Genomic DNA, 18,508 nt, shown 5'->3' on the forward strand with positions numbered 1-18,508 from the left:
TCAATGTGGCAGTTACTGAAAAAGGTCCGCCATTTTATGGAAACCGCCAGCCCATTCCCCGGAGGAAAACATGGCCAGGCAAAAGTGTAGCGGTATTAGGCGCAGCTATTTAGCTGGTAGACTTCTCCCACGGGAGTGTTTTTCATTTGGGAAAGTTTTCAGGTCACGCAACATGTCATCATTAAATATTAAGCAAGACAACGTTTCGGAATTTACTGCCTATCCTCAGCCTACGGTAAACACCAACGAAATAGATTTGGTTAACCTGATCGAAATCTTATGGCGCGCCAGGACGAAAATTGTGGCTACCGTTTTCGCCTTTGCCTTTGTGGGTATCCTAGTCTCTTTCCTGCTGCCGCAAAAATGGACCAGTCAGGCCATCGTGACCCCAGCAGAACCGGTTCAGTGGCAGAACCTCGAGAATACATTGACCAAATTGCGCGTACTGGATATGGATATTGGCGTTAGCCGTGGTGATGTGTTTAACCTGTTTATCAAAAAATTCCAGTCGCCTTCATTGTTAGAAGTTTATCTGCGTTCTTCACCCTATGTGATGGATCAATTGAAAGGCGCTGATATTGACGAAATGGACCTGCACCGCGCAATCGTCAGGCTCAGTGAAAAAATGACCGCGGTTGACGCCAACCGTGACAAAAAGAATGAGACCTCGCTGTATACCGCGTGGACGCTGAGCTTTACCGCCCCTCAGGCCGAAGAAGCCCAGTCTGTGCTACAGGGATATATCCGATATATTTCTGATATTGTAGTGAAAGAAACGCTGGAAGATATTCGCAATAAACTGTTCATCAAAACCAGTTATGAGAAAGAAAGACTGGCGATGGATCGCGTCAGGCTCAAAAACCAGATGGAAGCAAATATCCAGCGGCTCAACTACTCCCTGGAAATTGCGAATGCCGCCGGGATTAAAAAGCCGGTCTACAGTAATGGCCAGGCGGTGAAAGATGACCCTGATTTCTCTATTTCACTGGGCGCTGACGGTATCTCGCGTAAATTAGAAATAGAAAAATCAGTAACAGATGTTGCGGAGATTAACGGAGAATTACGTAACCGCCAATATCACGTTGATCAGCTGTTAGCGATGAATGTGAGTGACGTAAAATTTACGCCGTTTAAATATCAGCTTTCACCTTCACTGCCCGTGAAAAAAGATGGTCCGGCTAAATCGATAATCGTTATTCTGGCGGCGTTACTGGGTGGCATGGTGGCTTGTGGCGGCGTTCTGCTGAACTACGCCATGGTGTCGCGTAAGCAAAAAATGACGTTTATTGATCAGCAACTGGTGTGATTAATTGGCGTATGGCGGCAGGCAGCCGCCATACGTTAAATCTCGTTATTTGTTGCGCCCTAGTGGCACCACTAACGGCGTGCCGGCAACCGGATCGTCGATAATCATACAGCGTAATCCATAGATTTTTTCGATAAGCTCCGCAGTAACAATCTCCTCCGGTGCCCCCTCGGCAATAATTTTTCCGTCACGAAGCGCAATCAGATGCGTGGCGTAGCGACAGGCCTGATTGAGATCGTGTAGAACGGCGGCCAGCGTGTAACCCTTCTCCCTGTTTAGCTCACTGAGCAGCTCCAGCAGATCAATCTGATGGCTGATATCCAGCCAGGTGGTGGGTTCATCGAGCAACATAATCGATGTTTCCTGCGCCAGCACCATTGCAATCCATGCGCGCTGACGTTGCCCGCCGGAAAGAGTATCTACACTTTGCGCTGCCAGATGCGTGATCCCTGTGGCCTGCATCGCTGTGTTTACCGCGATTTCATCTTCTTGCCGCCAGCGGGTAAACAGCGGCTGATGTGGGTAACGCCCGCGAGCAACCAGCTCCTGTACGGTAATATCACCCGGCGTGGTGGCGTTTTGCGCCAGCAAACCTATTCTGCGTGCGACCTCTTTGCTGGCATAGTGCTGAATATGCTCACCGTCGAGCCAAACCTTGCCGTGTGCGGGTGTCATCAGACGACTCAGTGTACGTAGTAGCGTTGATTTCCCGCAGCCGTTTGGCCCAATGATCGCGGTAAAGTGACCGTCGGGAATCGACACATTGAGGTTTTCCGCTACGGTAAACTTGCCATAACCCAGCGTTAACTGGTCGCCGCGCAAACGGGCAACTGATTCGATCATTTTTTGCGGGACTCCTGAATTAACAAGACGATAAGATAAATACCGCCGAGGCTTACGGTGACCACACCCACCGGAAGCTGATAAGGCATAAACAGCTGTTGGGCGCATAAATCCGCCATCAGCAGCAGCAATGCGCCGCACAGCGCTGACAGGGTTAATCCCCAGCGGGATGTGCCGCTAAGTCGACGCGCAATATGCGGGGCGACGAGAGCAATAAAGGAAATTGGACCTGCCAGCGCGGTGGCGGCGGCGGTCAGTACCACGGCGACCAGCATCATCATCAGACGCGAACGCTCAACGCTGACGCCAAGCGCACAGGCGCTGTCATCACCCATTTCCAGTAAACGCATCCGGCGCACCAGCAGTGTGGCGCACACCAGCATCACAATAATCAGCGGGGCAGAAGGCCAGGTCTTGGCCCAGGTCAGGCCATTGAGCGATCCGGCGTTCCACAGTCCGGCTGTTAACGCGGTTTCTAATGATGCTTTCAGTAGCAGCCAGGTGTTGAACGCCACCAGCATAGCGCGTATGCCAATACCAATAATTATTAGCCGGAAGGTGTCGATACCATTACGCCAGGCGAGCGCCCAGACTACCAGTGAAGTCAGGATCCCACCCAGCATAGCCGCCAGTGCGATAGCGGTGAGATGCTGACCGAACAGCACCATTGCCACCAGTACACCGCTCCAGGCTCCGGTATTGAAACCCATCACATCCGGGCTGCCCAACGGGTTGCGCATCAGCGACTGAAATATTGCGCCGCTCACGCCCAGTGCTGCGCCAATCAATAGCGCCATGAGCACGCGTGGCAAACGCCATTCGGTGACCACCAGCGTAATACTGCGCGGCGCATCGCCGAACAGAGCGGCAATAATTTGCTGAGTTTCCAGCGTAACGACGCCGCTACGCAGGCTCCACAATCCAACGACGAGACAACCTACAACCAGCAGCATGCTGCTGATGATCAGGCGACGTGAGCGATGCATCATGCGCCACCCCCGCGCGATTTACGGCGTACCAAAAAGATAAGCACCGGCGCGCCGATAAACGCGCTGACCACCGAAACACGCAGCTCACCGGGGACAATCACACGACCGATAATATCGGCAATTAACAGCAGAGAGGGGGTTGCCAGCAGAGTGACGGGCAATGACCAGCGGTGATCGGCGCCTACCAGCCAGCGCGCCATATGCGGCATCATCAGGCCGATAAAGGCGATAGGACCAACAATCGCGGTCGCGCTGCCGCACAGGACAGTGATCGCCAGCAGGCCGATAAACTGCGTGCGAGCGACTTTACTGCCAAGCGCGGTTGCGGTGTCACTGCCGAGACTCAGGCTATTCAGGGCACGGCTGAGGAACAATGCGACAGCCGCGGCAATCAGTACCGGCAACAGTACTACCTTCAGCGTTTGCAGGCTGCGGATATCGAGGGAACCGGCCTGCCAGAAACGCAACTGATCGTAGACGTCCGGGTTGAGTAGGGCGATGCCGGTGGATAGCCCCTCGAGCACTGCACCCAGCGCAACGCCCGCCAGCGTCAGTCGTACCGGGCTGAGCTGCCCACCGCCCTGGCTACCGGTAAACGCCACAATCAGCGAGGCGGCCAGCGCCCCGGCAAAAGCCATCAGCAATTGTTCCTGTGGCGAAGAGAAACCGAACAGCGACGCGCCCAGCACGATGGCGAAGCTGGCGCCAGAGTTAACGCCAAGGATCCCCGGATCGGCGAGCGGGTTACGCGTGAGCGTTTGCATTAATGCGCCCGCCAGACCCAGCGCGCCGCCGGCGAGCAGTCCTGCCAGCGTGCGTGGCAGTCGCGCGTCCAGCACGATGGTGCAATCCGCGCTTTCGCAACTGCCGGAGAGTGCGTCCAGCACCACGGAGGCAGGTAGCGATTTTGCGCCAATAACCAGGCTTAATACCGTGGTGAGTACAAGTAATAACAATAGTCCGGGCACGGCGAAGGCGCGTGTCGCGGAAACAGAGCATGACATATCAACTTCCCTGATAATGATAGTAATTATCGTTATCGATCTTATTTGGATATGTTAGCATGTGCAGCCATCGAATGGATATTGAAAAAGTACCTGGTAAGGCTCTGTAATGAATCGACAATCCTGGCTGCTTAATCTCAGCTTGTTAAAGACCCACCCTGCATTTCGCGCCGTCTTCCTCGCTCGTTTTATTTCCATTGTCTCTTTGGGGCTACTCGGTGTGGCGGTTCCGGTACAGATCCAGATGATGACCCAGTCGACCTGGCAAGTCGGTTTGTCGGTGACGTTGACCGGCAGCGCGATGTTTATTGGCCTGATGGTTGGTGGCGTACTGGCCGACCGCTATGAGCGTAAAAAGGTGATCCTGTTGGCGCGTGGAACCTGTGGCGTCGGCTTTATTGGTTTGTGTCTGAATGCGCTGCTACCCGAACCGTCGTTACTGGCGATTTATCTGCTTGGCTTATGGGACGGTTTCTTTGCCTCGCTGGGCGTGACGGCTTTGCTGGCAGCAACGCCGGCGTTGGTCGGGCGGGAAAACCTGATGCAGGCCGGGGCGATTACCATGCTGACGGTGCGTTTGGGTTCGGTCATTTCGCCGATGCTTGGCGGAGTGCTGCTGGCGACCGGCGGCGTGGCCTGGAACTACGGGCTGGCGGCGGCAGGCACGTTCATAACCTTACTGCCTCTATTGAGCCTTCCCACGTTACCTCCACCGCCGCAGCCGCGCGAGCATCCGCTGAAATCGCTGCTGGCAGCATTTCGCTTTTTGCTCGCCAGTCCGCTGATTGGCGGCATTGCGTTGCTCGGGGGCTTGTTGACCATGGCGAGCGCCGTGCGCGTGCTGTATCCGGCGCTGGCGATTAACTGGCAGATGTCGAGCGCGCAAATAGGTTTGCTGTATGCGGCTATTCCTCTTGGCGCGGCGGTGGGGGCATTGACCAGCGGACAGCTAGCGCACAGCGTTCGTCCGGGACTGATCATGCTGGGTTCTACCGTGGCTTCGTTCCTGGCTATCGGCCTGTTTGGCTTGATGCCGGTCTGGGAGCTTGGGGTAGTCTGCCTGGCGCTGTTCGGTTGGTTAAGTGCGGTTAGTTCTTTGTTGCAGTACACCCTGTTACAGACGCAAACGCCAGAAGCGATGCTCGGGCGAATTAACGGTTTGTGGACGGCGCAGAACGTCACCGGGGATGCGATTGGCGCGGCGCTGTTAGGCGGTTTGGGGGCGATGATGACGCCCGTCGCCTCGGCAAGCGTGAGTGGATTTGGGCTGGTGATTGTTGGTCTGCTACTGCTGCTGTTGCTGGGGGAACTACGTCGATTCCGGCAAATGCCAGTGAATGCCTGACGGGCCGGATAGGGCGTTAGCCGCATCCGGCGCTGGCGATTAAAAGAGAGCTGACAGACGTTGCAACAGCAGCGTCGCGCTGTAGTAGTCGAGACGGAAGGTTTCCGTGCCCAGGGCGTAAACACGTTTATTTTGCACGGCTGGCAGATGCGCCAGAAGCGGATTGGCATAAATGGCTTCGGCATCTTTGCTGTCGCCAGCAAACAGGAACAGCGCTTCGCCGTTCAGGCCTGCCGCCAGATTTTCACCGCCAAGCTGGATGATATCGTGGCGTTTGCCCTGGCTCTGGCTGGTGTGCAAACCGGCAGGTAGCGGCGCCAGCGTGAAGCCTAGCTGTTCCATCAGCTTGCCCTGTGCCGACTCAGGCGTCCAAAGATTGGCACTGTGCGCCGCAGCGGTATAGACCAGCGCGCTGACCGGCTGTGGTGGCAGGGTGATACGTTGCTTAACCGCTTGCAGTTGCTTATCAAATTCGGCAATACGCGCTGCTGCCTGTTGTTCCTGACCGGTAATTTCACCCAGTTGCGTCAGCAGCGACTGCCAGCTTTTGTCGTCGTAGTTGATGATAAGCGTGGGCGCGATGGTGGACAACTGATCGTATAGCGCGAGGGCGGAGTCGCCGCCGGTGGCGCTGATTAGAATCAGATCCGGCATTTGTGCCGCTACGGCCTCAGCGCTCGGTTCACCGATGTACAGACGGCTGAGTTTGCGTTCCCTGGCCACATCGCTCCATTGACGTAAAAAGCCCTGCGCATCGCCAATGCGGTTGTTCGGCGTGGTGGCGCCGCTGGCGATGACCGGAGCATCAATCGCCAGCAGCGAGCCGGTAAGGGTGACGCTGGTGGAGACAATGCGCTGCGGCTTATGCTCCAGCGTATGCGTGCCACGGCTGTCGGTGATCTGACGCGGCCAGTCGGCGGCGTCACCTAAAGAAACTCCTGAAATAAACACACCAGTCAATAAAAGCACGGTGCGACAAAAAGAGGGGAGACTCACGAATCAGCTTCCTGTTATCAGTATGGTTAATGCTTCTCATTTTCATTGTTAGCGAGCAAGGATGCAAGCCAAAGTCGCACATTGTGCTGCCACAAGAGTTGACATACAGCCGCTTTGCTTTTAGGTTAGCGACCGAAAATATAAATGATAATCATTATTAGAGCCTTTATCATTTTTGGAGGATGATATGGATATGTCACTGGCCGAGGAAAAAACGCAGACTATGCCGACGCTCGCTCCCGACATTTTTTTCTTTATGTCGCCGTATCGTAGTTTTACGACGTCAGGATGCTTCGCCCGCTATGCGGAACCGGCAATTGATGGCGATTCGCCAGACAGCCCTTTCCAACACAAAATGCACGCACTGTTTGCTGATGCCAAATCACAGGGCATCGCTAACCCCATCATGGTCGGGGCAATTCCTTTCGATACCCGCCAGCCATCATCGCTGTTTATTCCCCAATCGTGGCAGAGCTTCTCTCGCACGGCAAAGCAGCAATCATCACGTTACTTTAATCGGCATCAGTCATTAAACGTCGTTGAGCGTAAATCGATTCCGGAACAGGACTTTTTTGAAGAGATGGTTGCCCGGGCGGCGGCGCTGACGGCAACCCCGGAAGTCGACAAAGTGGTGTTGTCACGCCTGATCGATATCACCACCGATGCCAATATTGACAGTGGGGCGTTACTTGAGCGTCTGGTGGCGCAAAATCCGGCGAGTTACAACTTCCATGTCCCTATTGAAGACGGTGGCGTATTGATTGGCGCCAGCCCGGAACTGCTGTTACGCAAAGAGGGCGATCGTTTTAGCTCGCTGCCGCTGGCCGGTTCGGCGCGTCGTCAGCCTGATGATGTGCTGGATCGCGAAGCAGGGATCCGCCTGCTGGCGTCTGAGAAGGACCGCCATGAGCACGACCTGGTGACGCAGGCGATGAAAACGGTATTGCGCGATCGCAGCAGTGAACTGCAACTACCTTCCTCTCCGCAACTGGTCACTACGCCTACGCTCTGGCATCTCGGTACGCCGTTTGAAGGTAAAGCCAACGCAGAGGAAAACGCGCTGACGCTGGCGTGCCTGTTGCATCCGACGCCTGCGCTGAGCGGTTTCCCGCATCAGGTTGCGCGCAAGCTGATCGCCGAGCTGGAGCCGTTCGATCGCGAACTGTTCGGCGGCATTGTCGGCTGGTGTGATGCCGAAGGCAACGGCGAATGGGTGGTGACGATCCGCTGCGCGAAGCTGCTGCGTAATCAGGTTCGTTTCTTTGCCGGCGCCGGAATTGTGCCTGCATCTTCTCCGGTTGCGGAATGGCGTGAAACGGGAGCCAAGCTTGCCACCATGCTGAATGTTTTTGGACTGCATTAAGGAGTCATGATGAGTATTCCTTTCACCCGTTGGCCGGAGGAGTTTGCCCGCCGTTATCGTGAAAAAGGCTACTGGCAGGATTTGCCGCTGACCGACATTCTGACCCGTCACGCCGAGAGCGACCATACGGCGGTAATCGATGGCGAACGCCATCTGAGCTATCGCCAGCTGAATCAGGCCACTGACAATCTCGCCTGCAGCCTGCGTCGTCAGGGAATCAAACCTGGCGAAACCGCGCTGGTGCAGTTGGGCAATGTGGCTGAGCTGTACATCACCTTCTTTGCGTTACTCAAGCTGGGTGTCGCTCCGGTGCTGGCCCTGTTCAGCCATCAGCGTAACGAACTCAACGCCTATGCCAAACAGGTTGAACCGGCGCTGCTGATTGCCGATCGCCAGCATGCGCTGTTTAGCGGGGAAGATTTTCTCAATACCTTTGTGGCTGAACACAATTCAGTGCGCGTGGTGCAACTGCGCAATGATGAAGGCGAACATAACCTGCAAACGGCGATAGACCAGCCTGCGGCTGATTTTACCGCGACGCCATCGCCTGCTGATGAGGTGGCGTACTTCCAGCTTTCCGGCGGTACCACCGGCACGCCAAAGCTTATTCCTCGTACTCATAACGATTACTACTACAGCGTGCGACGCAGTAATGAGATCTGCCGCTTCACCGGGGAAACGCGCTATCTGTGCGCGATCCCGGCGGCGCATAACTACGCCATGAGTTCGCCTGGCGCGCTGGGCGTGTTCCTGGCTGGCGGCACCGTGGTACTGGCGGCTGACCCGAGCGCAACCCTGTGTTTCCCACTGATTGAACAGCATCAGGTTAACGTCACGGCGCTGGTGCCGCCGGCGGTGAGTCTGTGGCTGCAGGCGATTGCGGAGTGGGGGAGTAATGCGCAATTGGCTTCGCTGACGCTGCTGCAGGTTGGTGGGGCACGGCTTTCTGCCTCGCTTGCGGCGCGTATTCCAGCGGAGATTGGCTGCCAGTTGCAGCAGGTCTTTGGCATGGCGGAAGGGCTGGTGAATTACACCCGTCTGGACGACAGTCCTGAGCGCATCATCAATACCCAGGGTCGTCCGATGTGTCCCGATGATGAAGTCTGGGTAGCAGACGCTGACGGCAACCCCTTAGCCCAGGGAGAGACCGGACGTCTGATGACGCGTGGTCCGTACACCTTCCGCGGTTATTTCAAAAGCCCGGAGCACAACGCCAGCGCTTTTGATGCCAACGGTTTTTACTGCTCCGGCGATCTGATCGCTATCGATCAGGATGGCTATATCACCGTACAAGGACGTGAAAAGGATCAAATCAACCGGGGTGGCGAGAAGATCGCAGCAGAAGAAATTGAAAATCTGCTGTTACGCCACCCATTGGTGATCCATGCGGCCCTGGTCAGTATGGATGACGAACTGATGGGCGAGAAAAGCTGTGCCTGGCTGGTGGTGAAAGAGCCGCTGCGCGCGGTGCAGGTGCGCCGTTTCCTGCGCGACCAGGGCGTGGCGGAATTCAAATTACCTGACCGCGTGGAGTGCGTTGAGTCACTCCCGCTGACCCCGGTCGGTAAAGTGGATAAAAAACAATTACGTCAGTGGCTGGCATCACGTTCACTGGCCTGAAGGAGAAATAGAAATGGCAATTCCTAAACTGCAGGCTTATGCGCTACCAACGGCGCTCGATGTTCCGGTGAACAAAGTCGACTGGGTATTTGACCCTGAACGCGCTGCTCTGCTGATCCACGACATGCAGGATTATTTTATCGGCTTTTGGGGCGATAACTGCCCGATGATGGAGCAGGTCATCGCGAACATCGCCGCGCTGCGCCAGTACTGCAAAGAGCATAACATTCCGGTGTATTACACCGCTCAGCCGAAAGAACAGAGTGATGAAGATCGCGCTCTGCTCAATGATATGTGGGGACCGGGCCTGACGCGTTCCCCGGAACAACAAAAGATCGTTGAGGCGCTGGCGCCGGATGAAGCGGATACCATTCTGGTGAAATGGCGTTATAGCGCATTTCATCGATCTCCGCTGGAGCAGATGCTCAAGGAAACCGGACGTAATCAACTGATTATTACCGGTGTGTATGCTCATATTGGCTGCATGACCACTGCGACGGACGCTTTTATGCGCGATATCAAGCCGTTTATGGTCGCCGATGCGCTGGCGGACTTCAGCCGTGATGAACATCTAATGTCGCTGAAATATGTGGCCGGACGCTCCGGTCGGGTGGTGATGACCCAGGAACTTTTGCCGACGCCGGTCCCGGCGAGTAAAGAGGCGCTGCGCAGCGTTATTCTGCCGTTGTTGGATGAGTCCGAGGAGCCAATGGATGACGAAAACCTGATCGACTACGGGCTGGATTCCGTGCGCATGATGGCGCTGGCGGCACGCTGGCGTAAAGTTCATGGCGATATTGATTTCGTGATGCTGGCGAAAAATCCGACCATAGACGCCTGGTGGAAGTTGCTCTCCCGCGAGGTGAACTGATGGCCGGATTTGAGTTTGCAGGGAAAACTGTCTGGGTAACCGGCGCGGGAAAAGGCATTGGTTACACTACGGCACTGGCATTTGTGAAAGCAGGTGCGCAGGTGACTGGCTTCGATCGTGAATTTCCTCAGGATAATTACCCGTTTGCGACCGAAGTGCTGGATGTGGCCGATGCCGGACAGGTGGCTGAGGTGTGCCAGCGCGTCCTTAAAGCGTGCGAGCGGCTGGATGTGTTGGTCAATGCCGCCGGTATTCTGCGCATGGGGGCCACTGACGCACTGAGCGCTGAGGAGTGGCAGCAGACGTTTGCCGTTAACGTTGGCGGCGCGTTCAATCTGTTTCAGCAGACGATGGCGCAGTTTCGTCGTCAGCAGGGCGGGGCGATCGTGACCGTGGCGTCGGATGCGGCGCACACGCCGCGTATCGGCATGAGCTCTTATGGAGCGTCAAAAGCTGCGCTAAAAAGCCTGGCGCTCACCGTCGGGCTGGAACTGGCGGGCAGCGGTGTGCGCTGTAATGTGGTTTCGCCAGGCTCGACCGATACTGACATGCAGCGCACGTTATGGGTCAGTGATGACGCGGAACAGCAGCGTATTCGCGGGTTTGGCGAGCAGTTTAAGCTTGGTATCCCGTTGGGGAAAATCGCCCGTCCACAGGAGATCGCCAACACCATTTTATTCCTCGCCTCCGACCTTGCCAGCCACATTACGCTACAGGATATCGTGGTGGATGGCGGCTCAACGCTGGGAGCATGATGATGATCTGGAAACGCCATCTCACGCTGGACGAATTAAATGCCACCAGCCGCAACACCATGGTCGCGCACTTAGGCATCCTTTATACCCGGCTGGGCGATGATGTGCTGGAGGCCGAAATGCCGGTTGATACCCGCACGCATCAGCCGTTTGGTTTGCTGCACGGTGGCGCGTCGGCGGCACTGGCCGAAACGTTGGGTTCAATGGCGGGTTATCTGATGACCCGCGACGGGCAGTGTGTGGTCGGTACAGAACTGAACGCCACGCACCATCGGGCGGTTTCACAGGGCAAAGTGCGCGGTGTTTGCCAGCCATTGCATCTTGGACGGCAGAACCAAAGCTGGGAAATCGTTATCTTTGATGAGCAAGGACGACGCTGTTGTACCTGCCGATTAGGTACTGCGGTGATGGGGTGAAGTCGCCCGGCAAAGTAAAATGAAATTGCAGGGTTAACAGGTAAATGAAGTGATCTAGTTAACACTGCAATGTAAAAATTCAGTGATACTTCGGGTTTGCATGGTTGTCATGTTGTTAAATTCAGAAAAGATGTTATAGAAACAAAATGTAACATCTCTCTGACCTGGACAACGGATAATCAATATGAATAAATCAGGGAAGTACCTCGTCTGGACAGTGCTCTCCGTTATGGGAGCATTTGCCCTCGGCTATATCGCATTAAACCGTGGTGAACAGATCAACGCGTTGTGGATAGTCGTGGCGTCGGTCTGTGTCTACCTTATCGCTTACCGTTTCTATGGCCTGTACATTGCGAAAAATGTGCTGGCGCTGGACCCAACGCGTATGACGCCAGCCGTGCGCCATAACGACGGTCTGGATTATGTTCCTACCGATAAAAAAGTGCTGTTCGGTCACCATTTTGCGGCGATTGCCGGGGCGGGTCCGTTAGTCGGACCGGTGCTGGCGGCACAAATGGGTTATTTGCCGGGGATGATCTGGCTGCTTGCCGGGGTGGTACTTGCGGGGGCAGTGCAGGACTTCATGGTACTGTTTGTTTCTACCCGTCGCGATGGTCGTTCCCTTGGCGAACTGGTGAAAGAAGAAATGGGCCCAACGGCGGGCGTTATTGCGCTGGTAGCCTGTTTTATGATCATGGTGATTATCCTCGCGGTACTGGCGATGATCGTCGTGAAAGCGCTGACTCACAGTCCGTGGGGAACCTACACCGTCGCATTTACCATTCCGCTGGCGATCTTTATGGGGATCTACCTGCGTTATTTGCGTCCGGGCCGCATTGGCGAAGTGTCGGTCATCGGTCTGGTATTCCTGGTGTTTGCCATTATTTCCGGCGGTTGGGTGGCCGAAAGTCCGACCTGGGCACCGTATTTTGACTTTACCGGCGTACAACTGACGTGGATGCTGGTGGGTTACGGCTTTGTCGCTGCCGTGCTGCCAGTATGGCTGTTGCTGGCCCCGCGTGATTATCTCTCTACCTTCCTGAAGATCGGCACCATTGTTGGTCTGGCGGTGGGTATTCTGATCATGCGTCCGACGCTGACCATGCCTGCGCTGACCAAGTTTGTTGACGGTACTGGCCCGGTCTGGACCGGTAACCTGTTCCCGTTCCTGTTTATTACCATTGCCTGTGGTGCGGTATCTGGCTTCCACGCGCTGATCTCTTCCGGTACCACGCCGAAGATGCTGGCGAACGAAGGGCAGGCCTGTTTTATCGGCTATGGCGGAATGTTAATGGAATCCTTTGTCGCCATTATGGCGCTGGTTTCCGCGTGCATCATCGATCCAGGCGTGTACTTCGCGATGAACAGCCCGATGGCGGTGTTGGCTCCGGCGGGTACGGCGGATGTCGTGGCTTCTGCGGCGCAGGTGGTCAGCAGTTGGGGCTTTGCTATTACCCCAGACACCTTGCATCAAATCGCCAATGAAGTCGGCGAACAATCCATAATTTCCCGCGCAGGCGGTGCGCCGACGCTGGCCGTTGGGATGGCGTATATTCTGCATGGTGCGCTGGGCGGCATGATGGATGTGGCGTTCTGGTATCACTTTGCCATTCTGTTTGAAGCCCTGTTTATTCTGACGGCGGTTGACGCCGGTACACGCGCCGCACGCTTTATGCTGCAGGATCTGTTGGGCGTGGTATCACCGAGCCTGAAACGTACCGATTCACTGCCTGCGAACCTGCTGGCTACAGCGCTGTGCGTACTGGCCTGGGGTTACTTCTTACACCAGGGCGTGGTGGATCCGCTGGGCGGTATCAACACCCTGTGGCCGTTGTTTGGTATCGCCAACCAGATGCTGGCCGGTATGGCATTGATGCTCTGTGCGGTGGTGCTGTTCAAGATGAAACGTCAGCGCTACGCATGGGTAGCGCTGGTGCCAACGGCCTGGCTGCTGATTTGTACTCTGACTGCGGGCTGGCAGAAAGCGTTTAGCCCGGATGCGAAAATTGGCTTCCTGGCTATCGCCAACAAGTTCCAGGCGATGATCGACAGCGGTAATATTCCGGCGCAATACACCCAGTCGCAGCTGACGCAACTGGTGTTTAACAACCGTCTGGATGCGGGTCTTACCATATTCTTCATGGTGGTCGTCGTGGTGCTGGGTCTGTTCTCGATTAAAACTGCGCTGGCAGCACTGAAAGAGGACAAACCGACGTCGAAAGAAACGCCGTACGAACCGATGCCTGAGAATGTCGAAGAGATCGTGGCGCAGGCGAAAGGCGCGCATTAATATTCTCTTAACCAACATAGCCCTCCCCTGAACAGGGAGGGCGTTTGTACGCCAGGGAATCACTATGTTTGAAACACTCGCTAAAGCCGGGAAGTATTTAGGGCAAACCGCCCGCTTGATGATCGGTGTGCCGGATTACGACAACTATGTTGAGCATATGCGTGTCACGCACCCGGACCAGACGCCAATGACCTACGAAGAGTTTTTCCGCGAGCGGCAGGATGCGCGCTATGGGGGGAAAGGCGGCGCGAAGTGCTGTTAATTTTTTGCCGGATGCGCTGACGCTTATCCGGCCTACAACTCTTCGAATTATTGTGAGCATTTGCCGTTATAATTAGTCGTCGTTGACCTGATAAGGCGAAGCCGTCATCAGGCAACCTGCACCATAGTCACACCGTCAACGATTCTACTTTCTCAAATGCTGCGCGCAGGGTATCTGGCGTTAACGTTACCGGCAGCGCATGAATAGATTCCACCGGGCGCAGGGTATGCGCAATCACCTTATCGATCTCAGCGCGATTTGCGATATCCACGTCTAACTGGGCCAGCCTGGTGGGGAGATTGAAGCGCTGATAAGCGGTGACAAGTTGCGCCAGAACATCATCTTGCCCAAGTAATGCGCTCTGCACCAGAATGCCATACGCCACTTTGGTGCCATGGAGAAACTTCTCCGTTTGCGGGAGGACGGTCAGACCGTTATGGACCGAGTGTGCCGCCGCCACACGGGTGTAGCGCTCGCCCAGACCACCAACCATGCCGCCGCCGGCTATAATCGCATCCACCACGTCGCAAAACGCCTGGGTTAGTTCACCACGCTGCTTATCTGCCAGCGCCTGCTCGCTGCTTTCCAGCAGGACGTCGCGGATGGCCAGCGCGCCGTTGATGCCCAGACGTACGGTCAGAGGTAACGTTTCTGGCTGCGGAGCCAGCACCACTGCCTCATACCATTTCGCCAGCGTATCGCCAATACCGGCCAGTAAATACTCTTCAGGCGCGTTGAGTATGATTCGTGGCTCAACCAGCACCAAAAAATTGGCATCGTCGAATATTTCGAAATGCAGAGCCTGACCGGCATCGTTGTACCAGACGGAAAGCGGCGTCCAGGCCGCACAGGTGGCGGCAATGGTCGGGATCGCCACGAAAGGTAAATCAAGGCGGCGAGCCAGCGCTTTAGCCGTATCGAGCAGTGTACCGCCGCCCACGCCAATCACGATGCTGCGATCATCTCCCGATTCTTTTGCCAGTTGAGCAACATCGGTTTCGCTGCAATGTCCCGTAAACAGTAGGCGCTTAGCCTCGGCAAGATGAAAAGCCTCTGGCAGATAAGGGCGGGCCGCATCGATGGCGCGCTCACCGTAAACCCAGACAGCGCGTGAGAGTTGGTCGGTTGTGAAAAAATCGTTGAGTCTCGACAAACTGCCGGGATGGGAAAAATAGTTGGCCGGGCCGGTGACGACGCGAATCTCGGTATTACTCATGTTGTGTTGTCCTTTTGGCTGTCCTGTCCTGGCAGGTTATATTTATATAGACGTCTGAACGTCTTGATTGCCAAATACTAGCATCGTGCTATAGTGGCTTCAACAACAACATCACTCTCTGGGATAACAATAATGAGTAATAACCCGCTGATTGTGCAAAGTAAACTGCCTAATCTGGGCACCACAATCTTCACGCAGATGAGCGCGCTAGCGCAGCAGCATCAGGCCATTAACCTCTCGCAGGGATTTCCTGATTTTGACGGTCCACATTTCTTGCAGGAACGTCTGGCATATCATGTTGCGCATGGCGCTAACCAGTATGCGCCGATGACGGGCGTGCAGCCGCTGCGCGAAGCCATTGCCGATAAAACAGCGGAGTTGTACGGCTATAAGCCCGACGCGACAAGTGAGATCACCGTCACGGCTGGGGCCACAGAAGCATTGTATGCAGCGATTACGGCGCTGGTGCGGCCTGGTGATGAAGTGATCTGTTTTGATCCGAGCTACGACAGCTATGCGCCTGCGGTGGCGTTATCCGGCGGCGTGGTGAAACGTATTGCGCTGCAACCGCCGTTATTTCGTGTGGACTGGCAGGAATTTGCCACGTTGCTCAGCGAGCGTACCCGGTTAGTGATCCTCAATACACCGCATAACCCATCTGCGACCGTCTGGCAGCGCACTGATTTTGATGCGTTATGGCAGGCGATTAAAGAGCGTGAGATTTTTGTTATCAGCGACGAAGTTTATGAGCATATCTGCTTTGCCGCTCATGGACATGCGAGCGTGCTGGCTCATCCGCAGCTACGGGAACGCGCTGTTGCCGTTTCATCATTCGGTAAAACGTATCATATGACCGGCTGGAAAGTTGGCTATTGCGTTGCACCCGCCGCCATTAGCGCCGAGCTACGCAAAATCCATCAGTACCTGACGTTCTCAGTCAACACGCCGGCTCAGCTGGCGCTGGCGGATATGCTGCGGGAGGACCCAATACACTACCGCGAGCTGCCCACGTTTTATCAGAAAAAGCGTGATGTACTGGTGAATGCGTTACGCGACAGTCGACTGGAAATTCTGCCGTGTGAGGGGACGTACTTTCTGCTGGTCGATTACAGTGCAGTCTCAACGCTTAATGACGTTGAGTTTTGTCAGTGGTTAACTAAAGAAGTGGGCGTTGCGGCGATACCGCTGTCGGTGTTCTGCGCCGATCCTTTCCCGCATAAGCTGATCCGCCTATGTTTTGCCAAGCAAGAATCGACGCTGTTAGCAGCCGCAGAGCGTCTGGTTTCGCTGTAATTATTTCACTGTCCAGGCTTTGGAAAACCGACGGTCGGCAAATAACTCCTGCAGGCCGTTGATTTGTTTCAGTCGCAATACTTCGTCGTTATCCATGCCGAGTTCTTTAGCGATTTTTTCTTCACTCCAGCCCAGTTGCGATAATTCACGTACGATTTCCGACATGGCGTGGATTTGGTGGCGTCCGCGAGCGCGGTTGTGGCGGATTGTCGCCGCCATACGCTCATGACGATTGCGTTGCAGGCAGGTGACGGGCAGATAGCCTTTTAAGCGCGGTTTTAGCGATGCTTTGTTTTTACCTAATTCATGGCGGTGAAAGCCATCGATGATTTCATACTCTTCTTCCGTTGAGTGAACCACGACAATCGGCTGGGTGAAGCCATCCGCTTCGATGGATTTCAACAGCAGCTTCTTCTCCGGCGGCGCAACGTTATTAGGATTGTAATCATTGGGCGAAATGTGATCGCTTTTAATCCATAACACGCAATCTACTGGTTCTTCACGAAATGGACTGACGCTGTGGATTGCCATTCTGAATTCATTAATGGCTTCAATTCTATCTTTTTCTGGCAAACCAGAAAGAAAGTCCGTGAGTTCCTGAGTTAGTCGTTGCTGCATAAGATCCCCCATTCCTGGCGTTTGGTTTTCATTCGTTCAGTATATCGCTGGTAGTTTTTCGTTTTTGTGGGGCTGAACGAAAGTGCTCGACACCAGTAATCATTATTCAGGAGTACTTTGCAGATCCTTCTCCATGAGGGGATATCCCTGGAACCAATATCGCTTTCCTGGCTTTCCGGGATATTGTCCATACCTTTTTTCTTATACCACTGTATATAGACGGCGATTTTGTTGCGGTAATGCTCTGCAGTCTTTTCTGGCATGCTATTTAATAGCAGCATGGCGTACTCTTGCCAGCTTAAATGTTCAGGCTTGAGTATTTTCCTATGGCCATAAAAATGGTTGTCATGACCGGCGTAAATCCCGCCGCTTTTAACGCCGCTGACGCGGGCGCACATAGCCGCCCATCGCTGTGGCTCAATGACATGGTACAGCCACAGCCCCTGGCGTTGTTCCGGTCCAAAGGGCTCGCAAATACGCATATATCGTGTTGGAACCCCGGCCTGATACATCAGGTTATACAAGGGATTGCATGGCATTTTTGTCTTTGCAAACCATGTCCAGATATCGGCTGTTTTCCAGTCATATAACGGATAAATATACCAGGTGTGTCCACCTGGCGCTGCCGTCGTCCACGGCTTGTCATCGGCAAAACGTTGCTTACGCGAGTTGGCGATGGCCACAAAGCGGTTATAGGACTCGTCCGCGCGAATGCCGACCATCATCGCGGCTGGTCGTTTTTCTGAAAACCAGTCAGCAAACTCGCGAACAAATTGTTCAAAGGTCATGCCGGGCTGATAGAAAGAAAAGAAATTAGGGTCGGTAATGGCATCGGTCGGCGGCTGACGAACCCACTGTATATTCGGCTCCCAGCACTGCCATTCGGGTTGATATTGTGAAAGTGAGTTTTGCGTGGTTAGAGGTAATGCAACCCAATAAAATTTTTCAATAACGTCAGAATAATGCTCTCTCAATGTTTGAACATAGTCGATGGTGCAAGAAAACTGAGCTTCCCAGTCAATAAATAGTACGCTAATTTTTTTATGTAACTGGCGGGCAAAGGTGGCCGTAAGATGTAGCATAAGACCGGAATCTTTTCCTCCTGAAAATGACACGCATACGCGAGGCAGGGCTTCCAGAGTCCAGGCAATGCGTTCCAGGGACGCTTCCAGAACATTTTGTCCAAGCGGGATTTTGTAAACAGACATAGCAAGTCCATATTGAAATAATAAATGAGTTACATCTCCAATGTATACTTGTAATAAGATAGGCTAATTTACGCGACGTGCAACTTTTAAATATATTTACGGAATGAATTTAT

The 18,508-nt window shown here is 54.5% G+C and carries 18 protein-coding genes; 11 read left to right on the forward strand and 7 right to left on the reverse strand.

Annotation, left to right across the window (positions count from 1 at the left end):
* The coding region (locus FHD02_RS24385) for a hypothetical protein (protein WP_039391442.1) at positions 1-90 on the forward strand (90 nt) is incomplete at its 5' end.
* Positions 91-172: 82 nt separating this feature from the next.
* A complete protein-coding gene (wzz(fepE), locus tag FHD02_RS10360; RefSeq protein WP_137360474.1) occupies positions 173-1,306 on the forward strand; it encodes an LPS O-antigen length regulator Wzz(fepE) in 1,134 nt (377 codons plus the stop codon).
* A 45-nt stretch (positions 1,307-1,351) separates the two neighbouring features.
* Here wzz(fepE) and fepC read toward each other — a convergent pair whose 3' ends face one another.
* The 3 genes from fepC to fepD are packed head-to-tail and all read right to left on the reverse strand — an operon-like array spanning position 1,352 to position 4,142.
* Positions 1,352-2,149 (reverse strand): iron-enterobactin ABC transporter ATP-binding protein, encoded by a 798-nt coding sequence (gene fepC / locus FHD02_RS10365; RefSeq protein WP_137360475.1) that lies wholly within the window; start codon positions 2,147-2,149, stop codon positions 1,352-1,354.
* Entirely contained in the window at positions 2,146-3,138 is a 993-nt protein-coding gene (fepG, locus tag FHD02_RS10370) for an iron-enterobactin ABC transporter permease (RefSeq protein ID WP_200007445.1), read from the reverse strand. The genes fepC and fepG overlap by 4 nt, the downstream gene beginning before the upstream one ends.
* Positions 3,135-4,142, reverse strand: a complete 1,008-nt coding sequence (fepD, locus tag FHD02_RS10375; protein ID WP_137360476.1) for a Fe(3+)-siderophore ABC transporter permease — start codon at positions 4,140-4,142, stop codon at positions 3,135-3,137. Before fepD ends, fepG begins: the two co-directional genes overlap by 4 nt.
* 109 nt (positions 4,143-4,251) lie before the next feature.
* Between fepD and entS the strand changes: the two genes are divergently transcribed.
* On the forward strand, positions 4,252-5,487 hold the full coding sequence (gene entS, locus FHD02_RS10380; RefSeq protein WP_137360477.1) for an enterobactin transporter EntS: 1,236 nt from the start codon (positions 4,252-4,254) through the stop codon (positions 5,485-5,487).
* A gap of 39 nt (positions 5,488-5,526) precedes the next feature.
* Here the strand turns inward: entS and fepB are convergent, their stop codons facing one another.
* Positions 5,527-6,483 carry a Fe2+-enterobactin ABC transporter substrate-binding protein gene (gene fepB, locus FHD02_RS10385; RefSeq protein ID WP_137360478.1) on the reverse strand — a complete coding sequence of 319 codons (957 nt, stop codon included), beginning with the start codon at positions 6,481-6,483 and terminating at the stop codon, positions 5,527-5,529.
* A 187-nt stretch (positions 6,484-6,670) separates the two neighbouring features.
* Here fepB and entC point away from each other — a divergent pair, with 187 nt between their 5' ends.
* The 7 genes from entC (at position 6,671) to FHD02_RS10420 (ending at position 14,060) form a co-directional block, all read left to right on the forward strand.
* Positions 6,671-7,846 carry an isochorismate synthase EntC gene (gene entC, locus FHD02_RS10390; protein ID WP_137360479.1) on the forward strand — a complete coding sequence of 392 codons (1,176 nt, stop codon included), beginning with the start codon at positions 6,671-6,673 and terminating at the stop codon, positions 7,844-7,846.
* Between the two features lie 9 nt (positions 7,847-7,855).
* The gene (entE, locus tag FHD02_RS10395; protein ID WP_137360541.1) at positions 7,856-9,466 is read left to right on the forward strand and encodes a (2,3-dihydroxybenzoyl)adenylate synthase EntE; all 1,611 of its coding nucleotides are present in this window, start codon (positions 7,856-7,858) and stop codon (positions 9,464-9,466) included.
* A gap of 13 nt (positions 9,467-9,479) precedes the next feature.
* Complete coding sequence (locus tag FHD02_RS10400; protein WP_137360480.1) at positions 9,480-10,337, forward strand: isochorismatase; 858 nt, start codon at positions 9,480-9,482, stop codon at positions 10,335-10,337.
* Positions 10,337-11,092, forward strand: a complete 756-nt coding sequence (entA, locus tag FHD02_RS10405; protein ID WP_137370890.1) for a 2,3-dihydro-2,3-dihydroxybenzoate dehydrogenase EntA — start codon at positions 10,337-10,339, stop codon at positions 11,090-11,092. Before FHD02_RS10400 ends, entA begins: the two co-directional genes overlap by 1 nt.
* 2 nt (positions 11,093-11,094) lie before the next feature.
* Positions 11,095-11,508, forward strand: a complete 414-nt coding sequence (gene entH / locus FHD02_RS10410; RefSeq protein WP_042310169.1) for a proofreading thioesterase EntH — start codon at positions 11,095-11,097, stop codon at positions 11,506-11,508.
* Positions 11,509-11,692: 184 nt separating this feature from the next.
* Positions 11,693-13,798, forward strand: a complete 2,106-nt coding sequence (gene cstA, locus FHD02_RS10415) for a pyruvate/proton symporter CstA (RefSeq protein ID WP_006685575.1) — start codon at positions 11,693-11,695, stop codon at positions 13,796-13,798.
* Between the two features lie 64 nt (positions 13,799-13,862).
* Entirely contained in the window at positions 13,863-14,060 is a 198-nt protein-coding gene (locus FHD02_RS10420) for a YbdD/YjiX family protein (protein ID WP_003022064.1), read from the forward strand.
* Between the two features lie 127 nt (positions 14,061-14,187).
* On the opposite strand, the gene FHD02_RS10425 is transcribed toward FHD02_RS10420, so the two are convergent.
* Positions 14,188-15,276: an oxidoreductase gene (locus FHD02_RS10425; RefSeq protein ID WP_042309859.1), complete on the reverse strand. Its 1,089-nt coding sequence runs from the start codon at positions 15,274-15,276 to the stop codon at positions 14,188-14,190.
* Positions 15,277-15,408: 132 nt separating this feature from the next.
* On the opposite strand from FHD02_RS10425, the gene FHD02_RS10430 reads away from it, so the two are divergent.
* Complete coding sequence (locus tag FHD02_RS10430; protein WP_079225047.1) at positions 15,409-16,569, forward strand: pyridoxal phosphate-dependent aminotransferase; 1,161 nt, start codon at positions 15,409-15,411, stop codon at positions 16,567-16,569.
* Here the strand turns inward: FHD02_RS10430 and FHD02_RS10435 are convergent, their stop codons facing one another.
* Both FHD02_RS10435 and FHD02_RS10440 read right to left on the reverse strand, forming a co-directional pair.
* Positions 16,570-17,187, reverse strand: coding sequence for a ParB/RepB/Spo0J family partition protein (locus tag FHD02_RS10435; protein ID WP_137370889.1), 618 nt, complete (start codon positions 17,185-17,187; stop codon positions 16,570-16,572).
* The gene (locus FHD02_RS10440) at positions 17,172-18,395 is read right to left on the reverse strand and encodes a phosphoadenosine phosphosulfate reductase (RefSeq protein ID WP_137370888.1); all 1,224 of its coding nucleotides are present in this window, start codon (positions 18,393-18,395) and stop codon (positions 17,172-17,174) included. Before FHD02_RS10440 ends, FHD02_RS10435 begins: the two co-directional genes overlap by 16 nt.
* Positions 18,396-18,508: the final 113 nt, after the last annotated feature.

Origin of the sequence: Citrobacter sp. EC_71 (assembly GCF_019584005.1) — a bacterium.
GTDB classification, from domain to species: Bacteria; Pseudomonadota; Gammaproteobacteria; order Enterobacterales; family Enterobacteriaceae; genus Citrobacter; species Citrobacter werkmanii.